The following is an 18,946-nucleotide window of genomic DNA, read 5'->3' as shown; positions in this document are numbered from 1 at the left end:
CAGCCATGGCTGAGGCCCGAAACATCCCGGTGGGCAGCACGACCGCCGGCCAGATCGCGGTGGCCGCAGAGTCCACCGTCGCCACGCGCATGAGTGCGCCCGCGTCCTTCGACGTGGCGGACTTCCCGGTCCCGCACGGCCGTGAGGAGGAGTGGCGGTTCACCCCGCTGGAGCGGCTGCGCGGCCTGCACGACGGCACCGCGGTCGCCACCGGCGACGGCGTCAAAGTCGACATCGACGCCCCCGAGGGCGTCGTCGTCGAGACCGTCGGCCGCGACGACGCCCGCCTCGGCAGGGCGGGCACCCCCGTGGACCGCGTCGCCGCCCAGGCGTACTCCGCGTTCGAGAAGGCCGGCGTCGTCACCGTCCCCAAGGAGACGGTCCTCACCGAGCCCATCCGCATCAGCGTGCACGGCGAGGGCGGGGTCTCCTTCGGCCACCAGGTGATCGAGCTGGGCGCCTTCGCCGAGGCCGTCGTCGTCATCGACCACACCGGTGACGCCGTGCTGGCCGCCAACGTCGACTACGTCCTCGGCGACGGCGCCAAGCTGACCGTCGTCTCCGTCCAGGACTGGGACGACAAGGCCGTGCACGTGGCCCAGCACAACGCGCTGATCGGCCGGGACGCCACCTTCAAGTCGTTCGTGGTCACCTTCGGCGGCGACCTCGTACGGCTGCACCCGCGCGTCGCCTACGCCGGCACCGGCGGCGAGGCCGAGCTGTTCGGCCTGTACTTCACCGACGCCGGCCAGCACCAGGAGCACCGCCTCCTCGTCGACCACAACACCCCGCACTGCAAGTCGAACGTCGCCTACAAGGGCGCGCTCCAGGGCGACGGCGCCCACGCGGTGTGGATCGGCGACGTCCTCATCGAGGCCAAGGCCGAGGGCACCGACACCTACGAGATGAACCGCAACCTGGTCCTCACCGACGGTGCCCGCGTCGACTCCGTGCCCAACCTGGAGATCGAGACCGGCGAGATCGTCGGCGCCGGCCACGCCTCCGCCACCGGCCGCTTCGACGACGAGCAGCTGTTCTACCTGATGGCCCGCGGCATCCCCGCCGACGACGCCCGCCGTCTGGTGGTCCGCGGCTTCTTCGCCGAGCTGGTGCAGCAGATCGGCGTCGACGACATCCAGGGGCGCCTCCTCACCCGGATCGACGAGGAGCTGGAGGCGTCGGTCTGATGACGTTCGTACGCGCCTGCGGGCTGGGCGAGCTGGAGGAGAACACCCCCAAGCGGGTGGAACTCGACGGTACGCCGGTCTCCGTCGTGAAGACGGAGGGGGAGGTGTTCGCGATCAACGACATCTGCTCCCACGCGAACGTCTCGCTCTCCGAGGGCGAGGTGGAGGACTGCCAGATCGAGTGCTGGCTCCACGGCTCCGCCTTCGACCTGCGCACCGGCAAGCCGTCCGGCCTTCCCGCGACGCGCCCCGTCCCCGTATACCCCGTAAAGATCGATGGGGACGACGTGCTCGTCTCCCTCACCCAGGAGTCCTGAGGCCCCCATGGCAACGCTTGAAATCCGAGACCTGCACGTCACCGTCGAGGCCGACAACGCCACGAAGGAGATCCTCAAGGGCGTCGACCTGACCGTGAAGCAGGGCGAGACGCACGCCATCATGGGCCCCAACGGCTCGGGCAAGTCCACCCTGGCCTACTCGCTCGCCGGTCACCCCAAGTACACGATCACCGGCGGCACCGTCACCCTCGACGGTGAGGACGTCCTGGAGATGTCCGTCGACGAGCGCGCCCGCGCCGGCCTGTTCCTGGCGATGCAGTACCCGGTCGAGGTCCCCGGCGTCTCGGTCTCCAACTTCCTGCGCACCTCCGCCACCGCCGTCCGCGGCGAGGCCCCCAAGCTGCGCACCTGGGTGAAGGAGGTCCGGGAGGCCATGGAGCGCCTCAACATGGACCCGTCCTTCGCCGAGCGCAACGTCAACGAGGGCTTCTCCGGCGGTGAGAAGAAGCGCCACGAGATCCTCCAGCTGGAGCTGCTCAGGCCGAAGGTCGCGATCCTCGACGAGACGGACTCCGGTCTGGACGTCGACGCCCTGCGCATCGTCTCCGAGGGCGTGAACCGCGTCCGCGAGACCGGCGAGGTCGGCACCCTGCTGATCACGCACTACACGCGCATCCTGCGCTACATCAAGCCCGATCACGTCCACGTCTTCTCCGGCGGCCGGATCGTCGAGTCCGGCGGCGCCGAGCTGGCCGACAAGCTGGAGAACGAGGGCTACGAGGTTTACACGAAGGGTGGCGCATCCGAGTGACACAGCTGCCGGGCCTCCTCGACACAGAGGCGATCCGCAAGGACTTCCCGATCCTGGACCGCGTGCTCCACGACGACCGGAAGCTCGTGTACCTGGACAACGCGGCGACCTCGCAGAAGCCGCGCCAGGTGCTGGACGCCCTGAGCGAGTACTACGAGCGTTACAACGCCAACGTCCACCGTGGCGTGCACGTCCTCGCCGAGGAGGCCACGGCACTGTACGAGGGCGCGCGCGACAAGGTCGCGGAGTTCATCAACGCGCCCAGCCGCGACGAGGTGATCTTCACCAAGAACGCCTCGGAATCGCTGAACCTGGTCGCGAACATGCTGGGCTGGGCCGACGAGCCCTACCGCGTGGACTCCGAGACCGAGATCGTCATCACGGAGATGGAGCACCACTCCAACATCGTGCCGTGGCAGCTGCTGGCGCAGCGCACCGGCGCGAAGCTGAAGTGGTTCGGTCTCACCGACGACGGCCGCCTCGACCTGTCCAACATCGACGAGATCATCACGGAGAAGACGAAGATCGTCTCCTTCGTGCTGGTGTCGAACATCCTGGGCACGGTCAACCCGGTCGAGGCGATAGTGCGCCGCGCGCAGGAGGTCGGCGCCCTGGTGTGCGTCGACGCCTCGCAGGCCGCGCCGCACATGCCGATGGACGTGCAGGCCCTCCAGGCCGACTTCGTGGCCTTCACCGGCCACAAGATGTGCGGCCCGACCGGCATCGGCGTCCTGTGGGGCCGCCAGGAGCTGCTCGAGGACCTGCCCCCGTTCCTGGGCGGCGGCGAGATGATCGAGACGGTGTCGATGCACTCCTCGACCTACGCGCCCGCCCCCCACAAGTTCGAGGCGGGCACCCCGCCGATCGCGCAGGCGGTCGGCCTGGGCGCGGCGATCGACTACCTGTCCGCGATCGGCATGGACAAGATCCTCGCCCACGAGCACGCGATCACCGAGTACGCGGTGAAGCGGCTCGGCGAGGTCCCCGACCTGCGGATCATCGGACCCGCCACCGCAGAGGAGCGCGGCGCCGCGATCTCCTTCACGCTCGGCGACATCCACCCGCACGACGTGGGTCAGGTCCTCGACGAGCAGGGCATCGCGGTCCGGGTCGGACACCACTGCGCGCGCCCCGTCTGCCTGCGCTACGGAATTCCCGCGACCACGCGAGCGTCGTTCTACCTGTACTCCACGCCCGCCGAGATCGACGCGTTGGTCGAGGGCCTGGAGCACGTACGGAACTTCTTCGGCTGAGGGGCGTGACGACGACGATGGGACGCGAGGTTAGCTGACGTGAAGCTGGACTCCATGTACCAGGAAGTCATCCTGGACCACTACAAGAACCCGCACGGGCGGGGCTTGCGGGACGGCGACGCCGAAGTGCACCACGTCAACCCGACGTGCGGCGACGAGATCACCCTGCGGGTGAAGTACGACGGCACGACCGTCGAGGACGTCTCGTACGAGGGGCAGGGCTGCTCCATCAGCCAGGCCTCGGCCTCCGTGCTGAACGAGCTCCTCGTCGGCAAGAGCGTCTCCGAGGCGCAGCGGATCCAGGAGACCTTCCTGGAGCTGATGCAGTCCAAGGGCAAGGTCGAACCGGACGACGCGATGGAGGAGGTGCTGGAGGACGCGGTCGCGTTCGCCGGTGTCTCCAAGTACCCGGCACGGGTCAAGTGCGCCCTCCTCAGCTGGATGGCGTGGAAGGACGCGACGGCCCAGGCGCTGGGCGCCGACGCCGACGCCGAAAGGAAGACGGCATGAGCGAGACCGTTGAGATGAAGCCGGCCTCCGAGGAGGAGCTCCGCGAGGCGCTGTACGACGTCGTCGACCCCGAACTGGGCATCGACGTCGTCAACCTCGGGCTGATCTACGGCATCCACGTCGACGACGCGAACATCGCGACGATCGACATGACCCTGACCTCCGCGGCCTGTCCGCTGACGGACGTCATCGAGGACCAGGCGAAGTCCGCCACGGACGGCCTGGTCAACGAGTTGCGCATCAACTGGGTCTGGATGCCGCCGTGGGGCCCGGACAAGATCACGGACGACGGCCGTGAGCAGCTCCGCGCGCTCGGCTTCAACGTCTGAGATCCGCGGTACCTCCGCGGTGCATCCGCAGCACGAAAGAACGGCGACGTCCTCGAGGACGTCGCCGTTCTTTCGTGCGCGGGTCTTTCGTGCGCGGACCCTACGCCAGGCCCTCCACGAGTCGGAAGGCGGAGTCGGCGGCGTACTGACCGCCGTTCTGGTACCGCTGCAGCTTCACCTGGAAGCTCTGGTGGCGCAGGAAGTACCCCGGGAAGTTCACCGACTCCAGCATGACCGCGCCGGAGTCGGCGGCGCGGGCGCAGAAGGTGGCGTCCCGCCGGAACAGCGAGGAGCCGTCGTCGGGTGCCGCGCGCAGCACGAAGTCGCGGTGGCGCAGGTAGGTCCCGTCGGACGCGCGGAACGACAGACACGAGCCGCTCGCCAGACCGCTCACCACGGTGAAGGTGGCGTCCGCACGGAACTCCGCGCCACCGGCCGCTTCGAGCCGCACCTGGCCGCCGCCCACCCGCCAGTAGCGGTCGGGGTAGTTGACGGACCGCACCGACCGCCGCACGGTCACCGGCCGCGGATCGGAACCGCTCCCGCCGACCGAGGCCGACGGGGAGGGCGGGGCCGGCGCGGATGGTGACGAACTGCCGCCGGGCGACGGCGAGGAGGAGGCCGGCGCGGACGGCGAGGCACTCGCCCACGAGGCCGACGCCGAGGGCGAACCGCTCACCGGGGGCGAGGCGAAGGAGATGAGCCCAGGCGACGTCTGCTTGTCGGACACGGTCCGCCCCGCCCGGGCGGCCGACTGCTCGTCGGCCGGCCGGTCGGTGAGCGAGACGGTCGCGACGCAGGCCACGACGGTCGCGACGGCGAGGACGCCGGCCAGCCACAGCCGCCGCGTCCCGGGTGTCCGGGAGGTGTCCGGAGCCCAGCCGTTCTCCCAGTGGTGCCCCGGAGAAGGCCGGGACCTGTTGTCTGGCATGCGCTGTTCCTCCAGCGGCGCCCGAAGGGCGAACACGGCTGCGACGGCCCGGTGTTTGAACGGTGAAACAGTAGCGGAACCGGTGGCTCCCGAGCAGGCGTTTGGGCGAGCGGTTTCCGCTACGGGGCCCGAGTGCCGTGGGGGAACCGAATCGGATGGGCCGGATGGGCCGGATGGGCCGGATGGGCGGGGGCGGCCGGGTGGCCGGGTGGCTGGACCGGCGGGAGTGGCCGGGGGTCGGCAGGAGTGGCCGGGTGCCGGACCGGCGAGGTGGCCGGCGGGATGGTCGGAGGGGCCCGGATCGCCGGGAGCAGGGCCGCGGCGCGCCCCCGTCGGTGGCCCCACGTACCGCGCCGCCCCTTCCCGCCCGCCACCTGAGACACCGCCCCGCGGGTTGGCCTCCACCCGTTCCCGCCGGTTAGGTTTCCCTCATGACCGACACCACTCGCACCACCGGCGCCGCGGCCGCCGGCCTCGCCACCCTCGCCGCCGACGGCACCGTTCTCGACGCCTGGTTCCCCACCCCCCTCCTCACCGACGAGCCCGGCCCGTCCGGCACCGAGCGCCTGTCCGCCGAGAAGGCCGTGGAACTGCTCGGTGAGGGAGCCGCCAGGGCGATCGGCCCGGACGCCCGGCGAGGCGTCGAAGTGGTCGCGGTCCGCACGGTCATCAGCTCCCTCGACGACAAGCCGATCGACACGCACGACGCCTACCTGCGCCTGCACCTGCTCTCCCACCGCCTGGTCAGGCCGCACGGCCAGAGCCTGGACGGCATCTTCGGGCTGCTCGCGAACGTCGCCTGGACGTCCCTCGGCCCGGTCGCCGTGGACGACATCGAGAAGGTCCGGCTGAACGCCCGCGCCGAGGGCCTGCACCTCCAGGTCACGTCGATCGACAAGTTCCCGCGCATGACGGACTACGTGGCCCCGAAGGGCGTCCGCATCGCCGACGCCGACCGCGTCCGCCTGGGCGCGCACCTGGCCGAGGGCACCACGGTCATGCACGAGGGCTTCGTGAACTTCAACGCGGGCACGCTCGGCACCTCGATGGTCGAGGGCCGCATCTCCGCGGGCGTCGTGGTGGGCGACGGCTCGGACATCGGGGGCGGCGCCTCCACGATGGGCACCCTCTCCGGCGGCGGCAACGTGATCATCGCCATCGGCGAGCGCTGCCTGATCGGCGCCGAGGCCGGCGTCGGCATCGCCCTCGGTGACGAGTGCGTGGTGGAGGCCGGTCTGTACGTCACCGCGGGCACCCGCGTGACGATGCCCGACGGCCAGATCGTCAAGGCCCGCGAACTCTCCGGCGCCTCCAACATCCTGTTCCGCCGCAACTCCGTGACCGGCACGGTCGAGGCCCGTCCGAACAACGCGGTGTGGGGCGGCCTGAACGAGATCCTGCACAGCCACAACTGACATCCCGACACCGGGCCGGGGCCCGTACCGCGGACACCCGCGGTACGGGCCCCGGCCTGTGCCTGCGCCTGCGCCTGTGTCGGGGCAGGTGACGACCGGCTGGGGAGGTGCGTACCGCCGGCCGCCTCCCCTACCCGGACACGCAGGCCCGGTACGCCGCCAGCAGTCCGTCGACCGTCTCTCGGTCGGCGGGCCGCAGGGGTGCCCGGACGGGACCGGCCGGCAGGCCGAGCTCGCCCAGCAGGCCCTTCGCGGTGACCGCGCCCGGCAGACCCGAGGCCGTCATCGACTCGACGAGTTCCAGCGCACGTCGCTGGAGGCGCGCCGCCCCGGTCGTGTCACCGGCGTCGAACGCGTCGACGACGGAACGGAGTTGGCGGGGGACGACGTTGGCGACGGTGCTGATGAACCCGGTCGCGCCCACCGCGTACAGCGCGAGGATCTGCTCGTCGCAGCCCGCGTAGCAGGCCAACTCCGTTCGGGAGAGCACCTTCTGGGTGCCGAGGAGGTCGTAGGAGCAGTCCTTGACGCCCACGATCCGGGGGTGCTCCGCGAGGCGGATCAGGGTCTGTGGCTCTATGCGGGTGCCGGTGCGGCCGGGGATGTCGTAGAGCAGGACCGGGAGGCCGGACGCGTCGGCGACCTCGCGGAAGTGCGCCTCCAGCGCGTCCTGCGGAGGGCGGCTGTAGTACGGACTGACCACCAGCACGCCGTCGGCGCCCGCCTTCTCGGCGGCGAGGGCCAGTTCGACGGTGTGCCGGGTGTCGGCGGTGCCCACGCCCGCCACCAGAGCGGTCCGGTCCCCGACCGCCGCCCGCACGGCCCGCACCAGCTCCGCCTTCTCGGCGTCCGACATGGTCGGGGACTCGCCCGTGGTGCCGGACAGGACGAGCCCGTCGCAGCCGTCCGCGACCAGGCGGGCGGCGAGGCACTGGGCACCGTCGAGGTCCAGGGCGCCCGACGCGGTGAAGGGCGTGACCATCGCGCAGAGGGCGCGGCCGAAGGGGGCGCCGGGGAAGGCTGCGTTCGTCATGGAAGCAGTCTCGGCACCGTGATCGTGAAGCTCCACTTAAATCTGCTACGAGGTACGGCTAAGGACTGCTGCGACGTCGACGGCGAGCCTGCCGCACCGCACGGGTAGCCGTCGTTCCTGTGGGTACCCGGAGCGTCACCACCGCGAGAGGAGGCGGAGCACGTGGCAGGTACCACGGAGACCCGGCCCGTCCACGACGGGCACCACACGGTCGGAGAACTCGTCGGACAGGCGAGCGAACAGCTCTCCCGGCTCGTCCGGCAGGAGATGGCACTGGCCAAGGAGGAACTGGCCGAGAAGGGACGCCGCGCCGGCCGAGGCGGCGGTCTGCTGGGGGCCGCGGGCGCGTTCGCGTACGCCGGTCTGCTGGCACTCGCCGGTACGGGCGTCGCCGCCCTCTCACTGGTGCTGCCGGTCTGGGCCGCGGCGCTCATCGTGACGGCGGTGCTGTTCGTGATCGCCGCCGTCCTGGGTGCGACCGGACGCAGTCAGCTGCGTCAGGCCACGCCGCCCACCCCCGAGGCGGCCCTCGGCAGCGTCAAGGCGGACGTCGAGGAAATCAGGGAAAGGGCGCACCGATGACGGACAGGGCAGCCGCGGACGGCGCCGCGGAGCTGCGCAGGCAGATAGCGCAGACCAGGAACCAGCTGGGCGCCACGGTCGAGGAACTGGCGGCGAAGACGGACATCCGCGGGCGGGCCAAGGCCCGCGCGGCCGACCTCAGGGACCGCGCGGGCGCGATGACGGTCCAGCTCCGCAGCACGGCGGCCCAGGCGGGCCACACCGTGCAGGAGAAGGCGAAGGACGCGGGGCACACCGTCCAGGACAAGGCGGGCCGCGTCGGCCACACGGCCCGGAGCAGGGTGAAGGACACGCGGTACGAACTCCGGGCCAGGGCCGCGAAGACGGGCGAGGACCTCCAGGAAACGGGGTCCCACGCGGAACACGCCGCCCCGGCGCCGCTGCGCGCGCCGGTCCGGTTCGCCGCGCGGCACCCGGGGCCGGTGGCGATCGTGGCCGCGGCGGGCGTCGCGCTCGTGGTGGCGGGAGTGCTCGGCCGCCGCCGCTGCGCACGCTGACCCGACCGACGGCGGACGGCTGCCGACGACTGGGTGTCGGCGTTCGACGGCTGACAACCGGCCGCCGACGGCTGACAACCGGCCGCCGACGGCTGACGGCTGACAACCGGCCGCCGACGGCTGACGGCTGACAACCGGCCGCCGACGGCTGACGGCTGACAACCGGCCGCCGACGGCTGACAGCCGACCGTCAGCAGTCAGCAGTCGACGGTATGCCGGACCCGGCTCCCCCTCCGGGGCGCCGGGTCCTTCCCGTCCGGGCACGCCTCGCCCTGACTGCCGGGCCGACGGAACGGCCCGGCGGGGTCGGCTGAAGGACGTGTTCAGCCGGCCCCGGGACGGCCGGTCACGGCTTGAAGCGCAGCACCTGCGGGTCGTGGTCGCTGATCTGGTCGTTGAACTCCGCGTTGATGTGCACGCTGTCGTACGTGAAGTCACAGCCGCGCCGGATCGACGGGCTGACCAGGATCTGGTCGAGGACCTGGCTGTTGCCCTGGTAGACGTACGAGTAACGCTCGCTCCTGGGCAGCGACTTGATCGCCGACCACAGCTCGCCGTCACCCTCGAGGAGCTTCGTGGTGCCGGAGAACTCGAAGTCGTTGATGTCGCCGAGCGCGACGACGTCCGCGTTCTTCTGGGTGTCGAGGATGTTCTTGACGAAGGAGTTGACCAGCGTCGCCTGCTGGTGGCGCTGGGTCTCCGAGCTGCGCGCCGCCGGCTGGTACTGCGAGGTCAGCCCCTGGTCGCCGCCCTTGGAGTTGAAGTGGTTGGCGATCACGAACACCGTGCGGCCACGGAAGGCGAACTCGCCGACCAGCGGCTTGCGGCTGGAGCTCCAGGCCGCGTTCGCCGGGTCGATCCGGCCCGGCGAGACGGTCAGGGCCGCCTTGCCGCGCTCCTTGGTGACGCCGGCCGCGGTGGTGGCGTCGCCGCCCGCGCGGTCGGTGAAGGAGACCCGCTCCGGGTTGAACAGGAACACCTGACGGATGTTCCCGCCCGGCTCACCGCCGTCGGTCCTGTTCACCGGATCGATCGAGCGCCAGTCGTAGCGGGGACCGCCCGCGGCGACGATCGCGTCGATCAGCTCGGTCACCGTCAGGTCGGCGGCCACCGTGCCGTCGTCGGTCGCGCCGTTGTTGTCCTGGATCTCCTCCAGGGACACGATGTCGGGCGACTTCAGGTTGTTCACGATCGCGGAGGCGTGCGCCGCGAACGTGGTGTCGGACGGGTCGAGGTTCTCGACGTTGTACGTCGCGACCGCCAGCTCGCCGTTCTTCTGCCTCTGGGTCGTCTCCCGCTCCACACCGGCGCTCTCGAGCGCGCCGATCCGGTTGGCGGCGACGGTGTAACCGCCGAACTGGTTGTAGTCCAGGGGGCCTTCGGTGACGCCGGTCAGCCGGTCGCCGACGTTCGCCGCGGGGAAGTCGGCGACCTTGCCGAGCGACTGGATCTGGAGCCGGCCGGTGTTCTGGGCGTCGTAGGAGCCGTAGACCGTGCCGCCGCGGCGGTTGCGGTTCTCCCACGGCTTCACCGTGACCCACAGCTCGGTGTACGGGTCGGTGGCGCCGACCACGCGGACGTCGGAGAGCTGGACGTTCATGCCCTCGAGGGACTCGTAGAGGTCGAGGGCGTAGGTGCCGGGCCGCAGGGGCAGGGCGTTGATCGAGTTGTTCGCGGCGGGGTCGCCGGCCGGGGCATAGGCAGCCGGCACCGACTTCGCGTCGACGACCGTCGCGGCCGGGACCGCGTTGCCCCCGGAGACCACGGTCACCGTCGGACGGACGATCTCCGTCACCGCCTGGTTGCCGGACGAGGTGCCGCCCGGGACGTACTCCGAGACCGTGCCGGAGACGCTGACCGCGTCCCCGACGGCGACCTTGGGGGCCGAGCTGGTGAAGACGAAGACGCCCTCGCTGGTGGCCGGGTCGGCGTCCGGGTCCGGGTCCTGGATCCAGAAACCCTTGGAAGAACCGTAGGTGCGCACACCGGTGACGATTCCGGTCACGTCCGTGACCTGCTTGCCGGCGTACGGCGAGACGCGGGTGGTGCCCTGGATGTCGTGGATGCGCACCGAGTCCGGGTCCGCGTGCGCGGGCGCGGCGACGACGACCGCCGACGCGGCGGAGCAGACGGCGGCGACGGTGAGCGCGGCGAGGCGCGTGGAAGACCTGCTAGGCAAGGGGTTCCCTCCGGGGACGTTCATGAGCGCCGGGACGAGGGTGAGACGTGGGGCGCGGATGACGCGCGTAGAAACCAGTGAACACCTGTCCCCCCAACTTCTACGCGCGTCAATCTCCAGCCTGGCCGGTCCAGTTGTCAAGGTTTCGGCCATGTACGAGACCTGACCGGTAGATGAACCGGGCGGCATGGGTCGAAACCCGTCTAGGCTGAGCGGTCGAGTGGCACCACGCGTCCGAGGAGAACAGCCGATGTCAGACAGCTCCCCCCTGCCGCCGGTGCGGCTGCACCCCGAAGCGGAGCTGGCGCGCGACGCGCTGTCCACGCCGTTGCTCTCCCGGGCCGCCCTCCTCGCCCGTTGGGCCGGGCCCGACACCCGTGTCGACGCCGGCGGCGGACTCCTCGACGAGCAGCTCCCGGCCGCCGCCGAAGTGCTCGGACTCGCCGGCGACGACGCCGCCGCCCACGCGAGCGAGGCCTGGCGGGTCGCCGTCGACGCCGGGCTCGTCGAGGTCACCGACGAGGAGGCCGGCACCGTCACCGCGGGCGGGGGGCTCCCCCTGCTCACCGGCGGCGCCCCGCACGACGTGCTCGCCGTCTGGCTCGCCGCCCTGGAGACCGTCCTCGCCGACGCGACCGTGCCCGACCTCGACGAGCTGGTCGACGCCATGGACGAGGGCGGCGAGATCGACTTCTCCCGGCTCGACTGGGATCCCGAGGGCGAGGCCGCCTTCCTCGACGGCGTGCTCGGCAACCTCTACCTGCTCACCGTCACCGAGGACGGCCCCGGCGGCCCCGTCCCGCTGCCCGCCCTCGCCGCCTCCGTGATCGTCCCCGGTGACCTGGGCGAACCCACCAACGACATGCTGGAGCAGATCTCCGACGCGATGATGCGTCTCGACGACCAGTTCCGGCTCCTGGAGCCCATCGGCCTGGTCGCCTACCAGCCCGTCGACGAGGCGCTGATGGGCGACCCCGAGGAGGAGCCCGCCGCCTCCGTCGACGACACCGACGTCTCCCGCTACGGCATGGTCCGCCTCACCCCGCTCGGCCTCTACGGGCTCCGCGCGCGCCTGCTGGAGGCCGGCTTCCAGGCACCCGCCGTCGGAGACCTCGTCGACAAGGGGGCCGACGCACTCCTCGACGGCAGCTCCGGCTACGGACCGCACGCCGCCCGCGCCGAGACCGAACAATGGCTGGACCGGCGCGAACCCCTCGACGCCGCCCGCGAACTGCTCGCCGCCGCCCGTGGCTCGGACGAGGGCGCGCCGCTGCGCCGGCTGCGCTGCCAGCAGGCCCTGTCCCTCGTCGGCGCGCAGGCCGAACCCGCCGTGCGGGAGGTCCTCGACGACCCCGAACTCGGCGGGCTCGCCCGGGTCTGGCTGAGCGAGCTGGGTGCCGCCGACGTACCGCCGCCCTCCGAGGACCTGGTCTACTGGCTCACCATCGACACCCTCGCCGCCCAACTGGCCGCCGAGGGCAACTCCGACGAACTCCAGGGGCTCGTCGAAGGGCTCGCGCAGCAGCACAGCGGCTTCTTCGCGGCGGCCTGGCGGGTCGCGCACCCGGCCACCGCCGACGTCCTGGAAGCCATGGGGCGCCTGCACCCGGACAAGCGGATCGCCAAGGAGGCCCGCAAGGCCGCGTTCAAGGCGCGCTCGCAGCAGGGCGGGTGACCGGGGAGCCGGTGCGGGTGAGCGGAGGCAGGGTGCGGTCGCTCGCGCGCCCCGGGTCCGTGCCGCGGACGCGGGTGTGCAGTTCCCCCGGAGCCTGACCGGGCGCCGCTCCGTGTTCAGCCGGTGTTCAGGGGAGAGGAGGGCGGTGGCGCGGACCGAGGTCCGCCACCCTCCTCGCCCGCAACGACCTGAACGTCGACACCGAAGAGGCCCCCGAGCACAGCGAGTTCACCGGCGTCACCTGCTCCCCCGACGGGAAGACGCTGTTCGCCGGCATCCAGGAGCCGGGCGTCGTGGTGGCGATCACGGGGCCCTGGAAGCGGCAGCAGCGCGACTGAGCGAAATAGGTTCGCATCCCGCGTGCCGCGCCTCCTACAGTGAGGACACGACGACGCACCTCCCGGTGCGAAGGCGGCGGCTACTTCTCTTCCACGGAATCCGGGCCGCAGCCGGTTCGATCTCGGGAGGCGCGGCACGCGGTGGGTGCCCGGTGCGCAGGCAACGGTTACTTCATTGGATCGGACGGTCGCGGGTTCGAGTCCCGTCATCGACTTCGGGTCGGTGTAGCTCAGTCGGTAGAGCATCTGGCTAAGTCCGTCGCCGACCTCTGATCTCGGGCACCCTCCCCCTGCCGTGTCTCCCTCCGCAACACCATGGAATTCGGGGGGATTTCAGCATGGCGCGCTTCAACACCCGGGCCGCGAGGGCGCAGCCCGCCTCGCCCGTGCGCGCGACGGGCCGGACCCTGCGCACCCACCAGGGCGGCCGGGGCCACGAGCGGGACGCACGCTCCGAACTGTTCCTGCTCGCGGTGTCCCACTTCGTGACGCAGAAGACCTTCTACGAGAGCGCCGCCGACCGCGACGACCGGTTCGTGCGGCTCGTGCGCGAGCTGGCCGTCTCCGACCCGTCCTGGACGGCCGGCCTGCTCGGCTGGCTGCGCGGCGAGGGCAACCTGCGCACCGCCGCGGTCGTCGGGGCCGCCGAGTACGTCCACGCGCACCTGAAGGCCGGCGCGACCGACGGACCGACGGGCCGCCAGGTCGTCGACTCCGTCCTCCGGCGCCCGGACGAGCCCGGGGAACTGCTCGCGTACTGGACCGCGACCCACGGCCGCAGCGTCCCCAAGCCGGTCAAGCGCGGCATCGCCGACGCCGTACGGCGCCTCTACAGCGGCAAGTCGCTGCTGAAGTACGACACCGCGTCCAGGGGCTACCGCTTCGGCGACGTCCTGAACCTCGTCCACGCGGCGCCGGACCCGGCCAAGCCGTGGCAGGGCGAGCTGTTCCGGTACGCGCTGGACCGCCGGCACCACCCCGACACCGCCGTGCCGCCCGCCTCGGACCGGGTCCTGACCGCGCACCGTGAGCTGATGGCACTGCCGGTCGAGGAGCGGCGCGCGGTCGTCACCTCCGCGGGCGGCGCCGAACGGCTCGCCGCGGCCGGCATGACCTGGGAGGCGCTCGCGGGCTGGCTCCAGGGGCCGATGGACAAGGCGGCCTGGGAGGCCGTGATCCCGTCCATGGGGTCGATGGCGCTGATCAGGAACCTGCGGAACTTCGACGAGGCAGGCGTCCGCGACGAGGTCGCGGCGCGGGTCGCGGCCCGGATCAGCGACCCGGCCGAGGTCGCGCGCTCACGGCAGTTCCCGTTCCGCTACCTCGCCGCCCACCAGCACGCGCCCTCGCTGCGGTGGGCGTACCCGCTGGAACGGGCGCTCGGGCACGCGCTGGGCAACGTGCCCGCGCTGCCCGGCCGCACGCTGGTGCTCGTCGACCGCTCGGGCTCGATGTTCTTCTCCCGGCTGTCGGACCGTTCCGCCCTCAACCGCGCCGACGCGGCGGCGATCTTCGGCACGGCGCTCGCGCTGCGGGCGGCGGACGCGGACCTGGTCGAGTTCGGCACCACCAGCAGGCGGGTGGAGTTCCGCACGGGCGAGTCGGTACTGAGGCTCCTGGAGCGTTTCGGAGACCTGGGCGGCACCGACACGACCGCCGCGGTGCGCGAGCACTACCGGGGGCACGACCGGGTGCTGATCGTCACCGACGAGCAGTACGGCTTCAGCGGCCACGGCTCGCCGACCGAGCAGGTCCCGGCCGACGTGCCGGTCTACACGTGGAACCTCGCGGGGTACCGGGCGGGCCACGGGCCCTCGGGGGAGCGGAACCGGCACACCTTCGGGGGACTCTCGGACGCGGCCTTCCGCATGGTGCCGCTGCTGGAGGCGGCACGCGACGCGGACTGGCCGTGGGAGGTCTGACCGTCCGTCCCGGAACCCGGAACCCGGAACCCGGAACCCGGAGCCCGGAACCCGGAACCCGGAACCCGGAACCCGGAACTTGAGCCCGGAGCCCCGAGGCCCGCACCACCGGTGCGGGCCTCTTCCCGTACGGCCCTTCTCCTGGAGACCACTGACATCTAACATGTCAGTTCATGGAACCTCTGCGACCCGTGCCCCGCACCCTGCTCAGGGAGCGGGCGTACACAGCGATCCGCGACGCCATCGTCGCCGGGGAGATCGAGCCCGGCGCGGTGGTGCGTGACGCCGACCTCGCGGAGCGGCTCGGGCTGTCCCGGGCGCCGGTCCGGGAGGCGTTCGCGCGGCTCGTGGACGAAGGGCTGCTGGAGAGCAAGCCGCAGAGCTACACGCGGGTGACTCCGGTCGTCGCCGGGGACGTGCGGGACGCGGCGGCCGTGGTCGGCGCGATGCACGAGCTGGTCACGCGCGTGGCGGTGCCCCGGCTGTTCGCGGCGGACGTCGAGGCGATGCGCGCCGCCAACGAGCGGTTCGGCGCCGCAGTGGACGCCGGTGACGTCGAGGGCGCCCTGCGCGCCGACGACGACCTGCACGACGTCCTGGTGCGGGTGAGCGGCAACCGCGCGGCCGCCGCCACCGTCGCCCGCTACACCCCGCTCATCCGGCGGCTGGAGCGACGGCGCTTCGGCGAGGGCGGCACCTGCCGCTCGGCCGGGTTGCACGACCGGCTGATCGCCGCCTGCGCGACCACCGACGTGGACGGGGCGGTCCGCGTCACGGCGGAGATCTGGCGCACCCTCGCGGATCTCGCCGACACCGACACCGACACCGACCCCGATACCGACGACCGACCGTCCCGCTGAAACCGTCCCGCCGAGACCGTGCTGCTGAATCCGCCCCAGGAGGCGACATGTCCCTGTCCTCGTACGAGCGTTACCCGCTGCTGTTCGGCCCGTCGCCCGTGCACCCGCTGCACCGGCTGACGGAACACCTCGGCGGCGCCGCCCTGTGGGCCAAGCGGGAGGACTGCAACTCCGGGGTCGCGTACGGCGGCAACAAGACGCGCAAGCTGGAGTACCTGATCGCCGACGCCCTCGCGCAGGGCTGCGACACCCTGGTGTCGATCGGCGGGGTGCAGTCCAACCACACCCGGCAGGTGGCGGCCTGCGCGGCCCGCGCCGGACTCAAGTGCGTTCTGGTGCAGGAGAGTTGGGTGGAGTGGCCCGACCCGGTGTACGACAAGGTCGGCAACATCCTGATCAGCCGGCTCGCGGGGGCCGACGTCCGGCTGGTGCGGGCCGGGTTCGGGATCGGCTTCAAGGAGAGCTGGGAGCTGGCGCTCCGGGAGGTCGAGGAGTCCGGTGGCAAGCCGTACGCCATCCCCGCCGGTGCCTCCGACCATCCGCTCGGCGGGCTGGGTTTCGCCGGATGGGCGTACGAGGTGGCGGAGCAGGAGCGGGACCTGGGCGTCTTCTTCGACACCGTGGTCGTGTGCTCGGTGACCGGGTCGACGCAGGCCGGCATGGTCGCCGGGTTCGCGGCGCTGGAGGAGGCGGGCGGCCGGCCCCGGCGCGTCCTCGGCGTCGACGCCTCGGCCGAGCCCGCCGGGACCCGGACGCAGATCGCCCGCATCGCCCGGCGCACCGGGCAGCTCATCGGTGTGCGGCGGGAGCTGACCGAGGCGGACGTCGAGCTGGACGAGCGGTACCACGCCGGGGTCTACGGCGTCCCCGACGAGGCCACCCTGGAGGCGATGCGGCTCGCCGCGCGCACCGAGGGCATGGTCACCGACCCCGTCTACGAGGGTAAGTCGATGGCCGGACTCGTCGACCTGGTGGCGCGCGGCGAGATCGGCCGCGACTCCACCGTGCTCTACGCCCACCTGGGCGGCCAGCCGGCGCTCAACGCGTACAGCGCGCTGTTCTGAGCCCGGACGGCGGCACTTCGGTCCTCGCTAAAATCGGGGAGAGTCCCCGGCTTGCGAGGAGTGACTGGATGACGCAGGTCAAGCCCATGCGCGCGGACGCCCGCCGCAACTACGAGCGGTTGCTGACGGTCGCAGCGGAGGCCTTCGCCGAGCACGGGGAGGGCGCGTCCCTCGACGACATCGCCAAGCGGGCGGGGGTCGGCTCCGGCACGCTGTACCGGCACTTCCCCACGCGTCAGGCGCTGCTGGAGGCGGCGTACGTCGACCGGATCGAGGCGTTCGCCGTGCGCGCGGACGAACTCGCCGCGCGCCTGCCGCCGGGCGAGGCGCTGGTGGAGTGGCTGAACGAGGTGTGCGTCGGCACGATCCAGGTGCGCGGCATGAAGGCGCTGCTGGGGTCGGCCGTCACCGACGCCGGCAGCGCCGCGGCCACCGCCTGCGGTACGACCGTGCAGGGCGCGGCGGCCCGGTTGGTGGAGGCGGCGCAGCGGGAGGGGACGCTGCGGGCGGACGTCGAACCCGTGGAGGTGCTGCGGCTGGCGCACGGTGTGGCGACGGCGGCGGAGCTGGCGAACGGGGGCGCGAGCGGCATCCGCCGGTACGTTTCGCTGCTGACGGAAGGGCTGAGCCCCGCGCGGTGATCGGGGCGTGGCGGGGCGCCGGCGACGGGCGCCCCCGCAGAGGGGCGCCCGCGTGCGTCGTCGGGGGCCGGCCGGCCCGGCGGTCAGAGCGCCTGCGCCGCCGGCTTCACCATGTTCCGCACCGTGCGGGCCTTGACGAACTCGCCCATGGCCGTCATCTCCCACTCGCCGGTGAACTGGCGGATCAGCTTGGCCATCATCACGCCCGTCTGCGGTTCGGCAGCGGTCAGGTCGAAGCGGACCAGTTCCTCGCCGGTGGCGGCGTCCAGGAGACGGCAGTAGGCCTTGGCGACCTCGGTGAACTTCTGGCCGGAGAAGGAGTTCACGGTGAAGACCAGACCGGTGACCTCCTGCGGGATGCGGCCCAGGTCGACGACGATCACCTCGTCGTCGCCGCCGCCCTCACCGGTGAGGTTGTCGCCGGAGTGCTTGATCGCGCCGCCCACGATGGACAGCTTGCCGAAGTAGCAGCTGTCGATGTGGTTGCGCTGCGGGCCGTAGGCGATCACCGAGGCGTCCAGGTCGATGTCCCTGCCGCGGTACGCCGGCTCCCAGCCGAGGCCCATCTTGACCTGCGAGAGCAGCGGGCTGCCGCCCTTGACCAGGGACACCGTCTGGTTCTTCTGGAGGCTGACGCGGCCCTTGTCCAGGTTGATCTTCCCGGCGCCGGGGGCGGGCGGGGCCGGGGGAGCGGGCGGGGCCGCCATCGGCGGGGCGGGCGGGGTGACCGGGGGCTGCGCCGCGGGCATGGGCGGGGCGGCCGGCCGGGCCGGGGCGGCCGGGGCGGGCTCCTCCACACTGACGCCGAAGTCGGTGGCGATGCCGGCCAGGCCGTCGGCGTATCCCTGGCCGACGGCGCGGGCCTTCCAGACGCCGTTGCGCAGGTAGATCTCCACGACCACCAGGGCCGTCTCGGCGCCCAGCTGCGGGGGAGTGAAGGTGGCCAGGACGCCGTTGTCGTCGGCGCCGCGGATGGTGGCCGTCGGCTCGATGCCCTGGAAGGTCTGGCCCGCCGCGTCCGGGCTCGCGGTGACGACGATCTTCTCGATGCCCGGGGGCAGTGCGGAGGTGTCGACGACGATCGCGTCGGGGGCCGCGCCGCCGCCGGAGCGGTAGGTCACGCCGGGGCCGGCCGGCTGGTTGTAGAAGATGAAGTCGTCGTCGGAGCGCACCTTGCCGTCGGCGGTGAGCAGCAGGCCCGAAACGTCGAGGCGCACGGGGGCGGCGACGTCCACCGCCACGCGGGTGACGGGGAGAGGGATGTTCGAGCCGGGGGTCATAGCTGTCATGCCTGGATGAACGAGCGAGGGCGTTTTACCGTTCCCTTACCTGTGGTCCGATCGGGGCCGGTGGACCCGGTGGACCCGGAGGGATCTTGCCCGCCGCCCCGCCCCGTCCCCCGGGGGCCCCGGGGGACGGGACGGCGGTGAGGGCCGGGAAA

General features: G+C 72.1%; 18 protein-coding genes and 1 pseudogene. 15 read left to right on the top strand and 4 right to left on the bottom strand.

What is annotated here, in order from left to right; all coding sequences use genetic code 11:
* Positions 1-5: 5 nt before the first annotated feature.
* Genes sufD through ACGFQC_RS32235 form a run of 6 tightly spaced genes read left to right on the top strand, consistent with a single transcriptional unit; the run spans position 6 to position 4,368 of the window.
* Positions 6-1,187 (top strand): Fe-S cluster assembly protein SufD, encoded by a 1,182-nt coding sequence (gene sufD, locus ACGFQC_RS32260; protein WP_363091183.1) that lies wholly within the window; start codon positions 6-8, stop codon positions 1,185-1,187.
* The gene (locus ACGFQC_RS32255; protein ID WP_363091199.1) at positions 1,184-1,504 is read left to right on the top strand and encodes a non-heme iron oxygenase ferredoxin subunit; all 321 of its coding nucleotides are present in this window, start codon (positions 1,184-1,186) and stop codon (positions 1,502-1,504) included. Before sufD ends, ACGFQC_RS32255 begins: the two co-directional genes overlap by 4 nt.
* A gap of 7 nt (positions 1,505-1,511) precedes the next feature.
* Positions 1,512-2,276, top strand: a complete 765-nt coding sequence (sufC, locus tag ACGFQC_RS32250) for a Fe-S cluster assembly ATPase SufC (RefSeq protein WP_363091182.1) — start codon at positions 1,512-1,514, stop codon at positions 2,274-2,276.
* Positions 2,273-3,529 (top strand): cysteine desulfurase, encoded by a 1,257-nt coding sequence (locus tag ACGFQC_RS32245; protein ID WP_363091181.1) that lies wholly within the window; start codon positions 2,273-2,275, stop codon positions 3,527-3,529. The genes sufC and ACGFQC_RS32245 overlap by 4 nt, the downstream gene beginning before the upstream one ends.
* A 39-nt stretch (positions 3,530-3,568) precedes the next feature.
* Entirely contained in the window at positions 3,569-4,039 is a 471-nt protein-coding gene (gene sufU / locus ACGFQC_RS32240; RefSeq protein WP_363091180.1) for a Fe-S cluster assembly sulfur transfer protein SufU, read from the top strand.
* Positions 4,036-4,368 carry a metal-sulfur cluster assembly factor gene (locus ACGFQC_RS32235; protein WP_030677253.1) on the top strand — a complete coding sequence of 111 codons (333 nt, stop codon included), beginning with the start codon at positions 4,036-4,038 and terminating at the stop codon, positions 4,366-4,368. The genes sufU and ACGFQC_RS32235 overlap by 4 nt, the downstream gene beginning before the upstream one ends.
* Before the next feature lie 100 nt (positions 4,369-4,468).
* On the opposite strand, the gene ACGFQC_RS32230 is transcribed toward ACGFQC_RS32235, so the two are convergent.
* Positions 4,469-5,299 (bottom strand): AbfB domain-containing protein, encoded by an 831-nt coding sequence (locus ACGFQC_RS32230; protein WP_363091179.1) that lies wholly within the window; start codon positions 5,297-5,299, stop codon positions 4,469-4,471.
* Positions 5,300-5,730: 431 nt separating this feature from the next.
* Here ACGFQC_RS32230 and dapD point away from each other — a divergent pair, with 431 nt between their 5' ends.
* The gene (gene dapD, locus ACGFQC_RS32225; protein WP_363091178.1) at positions 5,731-6,714 is read left to right on the top strand and encodes a 2,3,4,5-tetrahydropyridine-2,6-dicarboxylate N-succinyltransferase; all 984 of its coding nucleotides are present in this window, start codon (positions 5,731-5,733) and stop codon (positions 6,712-6,714) included.
* Between the two features lie 130 nt (positions 6,715-6,844).
* On the opposite strand, the gene dapA is transcribed toward dapD, so the two are convergent.
* Positions 6,845-7,747, bottom strand: a complete 903-nt coding sequence (dapA, locus tag ACGFQC_RS32220) for a 4-hydroxy-tetrahydrodipicolinate synthase (RefSeq protein ID WP_363091177.1) — start codon at positions 7,745-7,747, stop codon at positions 6,845-6,847.
* Positions 7,748-7,909: 162 nt separating this feature from the next.
* On the opposite strand from dapA, the gene ACGFQC_RS32215 reads away from it, so the two are divergent.
* Together ACGFQC_RS32215 and ACGFQC_RS32210 are read left to right on the top strand one after the other, a co-directional pair.
* On the top strand, positions 7,910-8,329 hold the full coding sequence (locus tag ACGFQC_RS32215) for a phage holin family protein (protein ID WP_363091176.1): 420 nt from the start codon (positions 7,910-7,912) through the stop codon (positions 8,327-8,329).
* Positions 8,326-8,826, top strand: a complete 501-nt coding sequence (locus tag ACGFQC_RS32210; protein ID WP_363091175.1) for a DUF3618 domain-containing protein — start codon at positions 8,326-8,328, stop codon at positions 8,824-8,826. The genes ACGFQC_RS32215 and ACGFQC_RS32210 overlap by 4 nt, the downstream gene beginning before the upstream one ends.
* Before the next feature lie 346 nt (positions 8,827-9,172).
* On the opposite strand, the gene ACGFQC_RS32205 is transcribed toward ACGFQC_RS32210, so the two are convergent.
* Positions 9,173-11,005: an endonuclease/exonuclease/phosphatase family protein gene (locus ACGFQC_RS32205; protein ID WP_363091174.1), complete on the bottom strand. Its 1,833-nt coding sequence runs from the start codon at positions 11,003-11,005 to the stop codon at positions 9,173-9,175.
* Between the two features lie 250 nt (positions 11,006-11,255).
* On the opposite strand from ACGFQC_RS32205, the gene ACGFQC_RS32200 reads away from it, so the two are divergent.
* The 6 genes and pseudogenes from ACGFQC_RS32200 (at position 11,256) to ACGFQC_RS32175 (ending at position 17,505) form a co-directional block, all read left to right on the top strand.
* Positions 11,256-12,680 (top strand): hypothetical protein, encoded by a 1,425-nt coding sequence (locus ACGFQC_RS32200; protein WP_363091173.1) that lies wholly within the window; start codon positions 11,256-11,258, stop codon positions 12,678-12,680.
* Positions 12,681-12,853: 173 nt separating this feature from the next.
* Positions 12,854-13,018, top strand: a pseudogene (locus ACGFQC_RS32195) (alkaline phosphatase PhoX); the annotation flags it as partial.
* A gap of 338 nt (positions 13,019-13,356) precedes the next feature.
* Positions 13,357-14,940 carry a TROVE domain-containing protein gene (locus ACGFQC_RS32190; protein ID WP_363091172.1) on the top strand — a complete coding sequence of 528 codons (1,584 nt, stop codon included), beginning with the start codon at positions 13,357-13,359 and terminating at the stop codon, positions 14,938-14,940.
* A gap of 173 nt (positions 14,941-15,113) precedes the next feature.
* Positions 15,114-15,800, top strand: coding sequence for a GntR family transcriptional regulator (locus ACGFQC_RS32185; protein ID WP_363091171.1), 687 nt, complete (start codon positions 15,114-15,116; stop codon positions 15,798-15,800).
* A gap of 47 nt (positions 15,801-15,847) precedes the next feature.
* Positions 15,848-16,864: a 1-aminocyclopropane-1-carboxylate deaminase gene (locus ACGFQC_RS32180; protein ID WP_363091170.1), complete on the top strand. Its 1,017-nt coding sequence runs from the start codon at positions 15,848-15,850 to the stop codon at positions 16,862-16,864.
* Between the two features lie 68 nt (positions 16,865-16,932).
* The gene (locus ACGFQC_RS32175) at positions 16,933-17,505 is read left to right on the top strand and encodes a helix-turn-helix domain-containing protein (RefSeq protein ID WP_363091169.1); all 573 of its coding nucleotides are present in this window, start codon (positions 16,933-16,935) and stop codon (positions 17,503-17,505) included.
* Positions 17,506-17,588: 83 nt separating this feature from the next.
* Here the strand turns inward: ACGFQC_RS32175 and ACGFQC_RS32170 are convergent, their stop codons facing one another.
* A complete protein-coding gene (locus ACGFQC_RS32170) occupies positions 17,589-18,785 on the bottom strand; it encodes a TerD family protein (protein WP_363091198.1) in 1,197 nt (398 codons plus the stop codon).
* Positions 18,786-18,946: the final 161 nt, after the last annotated feature.

This window comes from Streptomyces sp. NPDC048734 (genome assembly GCF_043198675.1).
Taxonomy (GTDB): Bacteria; Actinomycetota; Actinomycetes; order Streptomycetales; family Streptomycetaceae; genus Streptomyces.
This window is presented reverse-complemented; position numbering and strand designations above follow the sequence as displayed.

What these genes read in the sequence shown, in the direction of transcription:
- sufD (WP_363091183.1), top strand. Translation starts at nt 6, where the DNA reads ATGGCTGAGGCCCGAAACATCCCGGTGGGCAGCACGACCGCCGGCCAG.
- sufC (WP_363091182.1), top strand. Translation starts at nt 1,512, where the DNA reads ATGGCAACGCTTGAAATCCGAGACCTGCACGTCACCGTCGAGGCCGAC.
- ACGFQC_RS32235 (WP_030677253.1), top strand. Translation starts at nt 4,036, where the DNA reads ATGAGCGAGACCGTTGAGATGAAGCCGGCCTCCGAGGAGGAGCTCCGC.
- ACGFQC_RS32230 (WP_363091179.1), bottom strand. Translation starts at nt 5,299, where the DNA reads ATGCCAGACAACAGGTCCCGGCCTTCTCCGGGGCACCACTGGGAGAAC.
- dapD (WP_363091178.1), top strand. Translation starts at nt 5,731, where the DNA reads ATGACCGACACCACTCGCACCACCGGCGCCGCGGCCGCCGGCCTCGCC.
- dapA (WP_363091177.1), bottom strand. Translation starts at nt 7,747, where the DNA reads ATGACGAACGCAGCCTTCCCCGGCGCCCCCTTCGGCCGCGCCCTCTGC.
- ACGFQC_RS32210 (WP_363091175.1), top strand. Translation starts at nt 8,326, where the DNA reads ATGACGGACAGGGCAGCCGCGGACGGCGCCGCGGAGCTGCGCAGGCAG.
- ACGFQC_RS32200 (WP_363091173.1), top strand. Translation starts at nt 11,256, where the DNA reads ATGTCAGACAGCTCCCCCCTGCCGCCGGTGCGGCTGCACCCCGAAGCG.
- ACGFQC_RS32190 (WP_363091172.1), top strand. Translation starts at nt 13,357, where the DNA reads ATGGCGCGCTTCAACACCCGGGCCGCGAGGGCGCAGCCCGCCTCGCCC.
- ACGFQC_RS32185 (WP_363091171.1), top strand. Translation starts at nt 15,114, where the DNA reads ATGGAACCTCTGCGACCCGTGCCCCGCACCCTGCTCAGGGAGCGGGCG.
- ACGFQC_RS32180 (WP_363091170.1), top strand. Translation starts at nt 15,848, where the DNA reads ATGTCCCTGTCCTCGTACGAGCGTTACCCGCTGCTGTTCGGCCCGTCG.
- ACGFQC_RS32175 (WP_363091169.1), top strand. Translation starts at nt 16,933, where the DNA reads ATGACGCAGGTCAAGCCCATGCGCGCGGACGCCCGCCGCAACTACGAG.
- ACGFQC_RS32170 (WP_363091198.1), bottom strand. Translation starts at nt 18,785, where the DNA reads ATGACCCCCGGCTCGAACATCCCTCTCCCCGTCACCCGCGTGGCGGTG.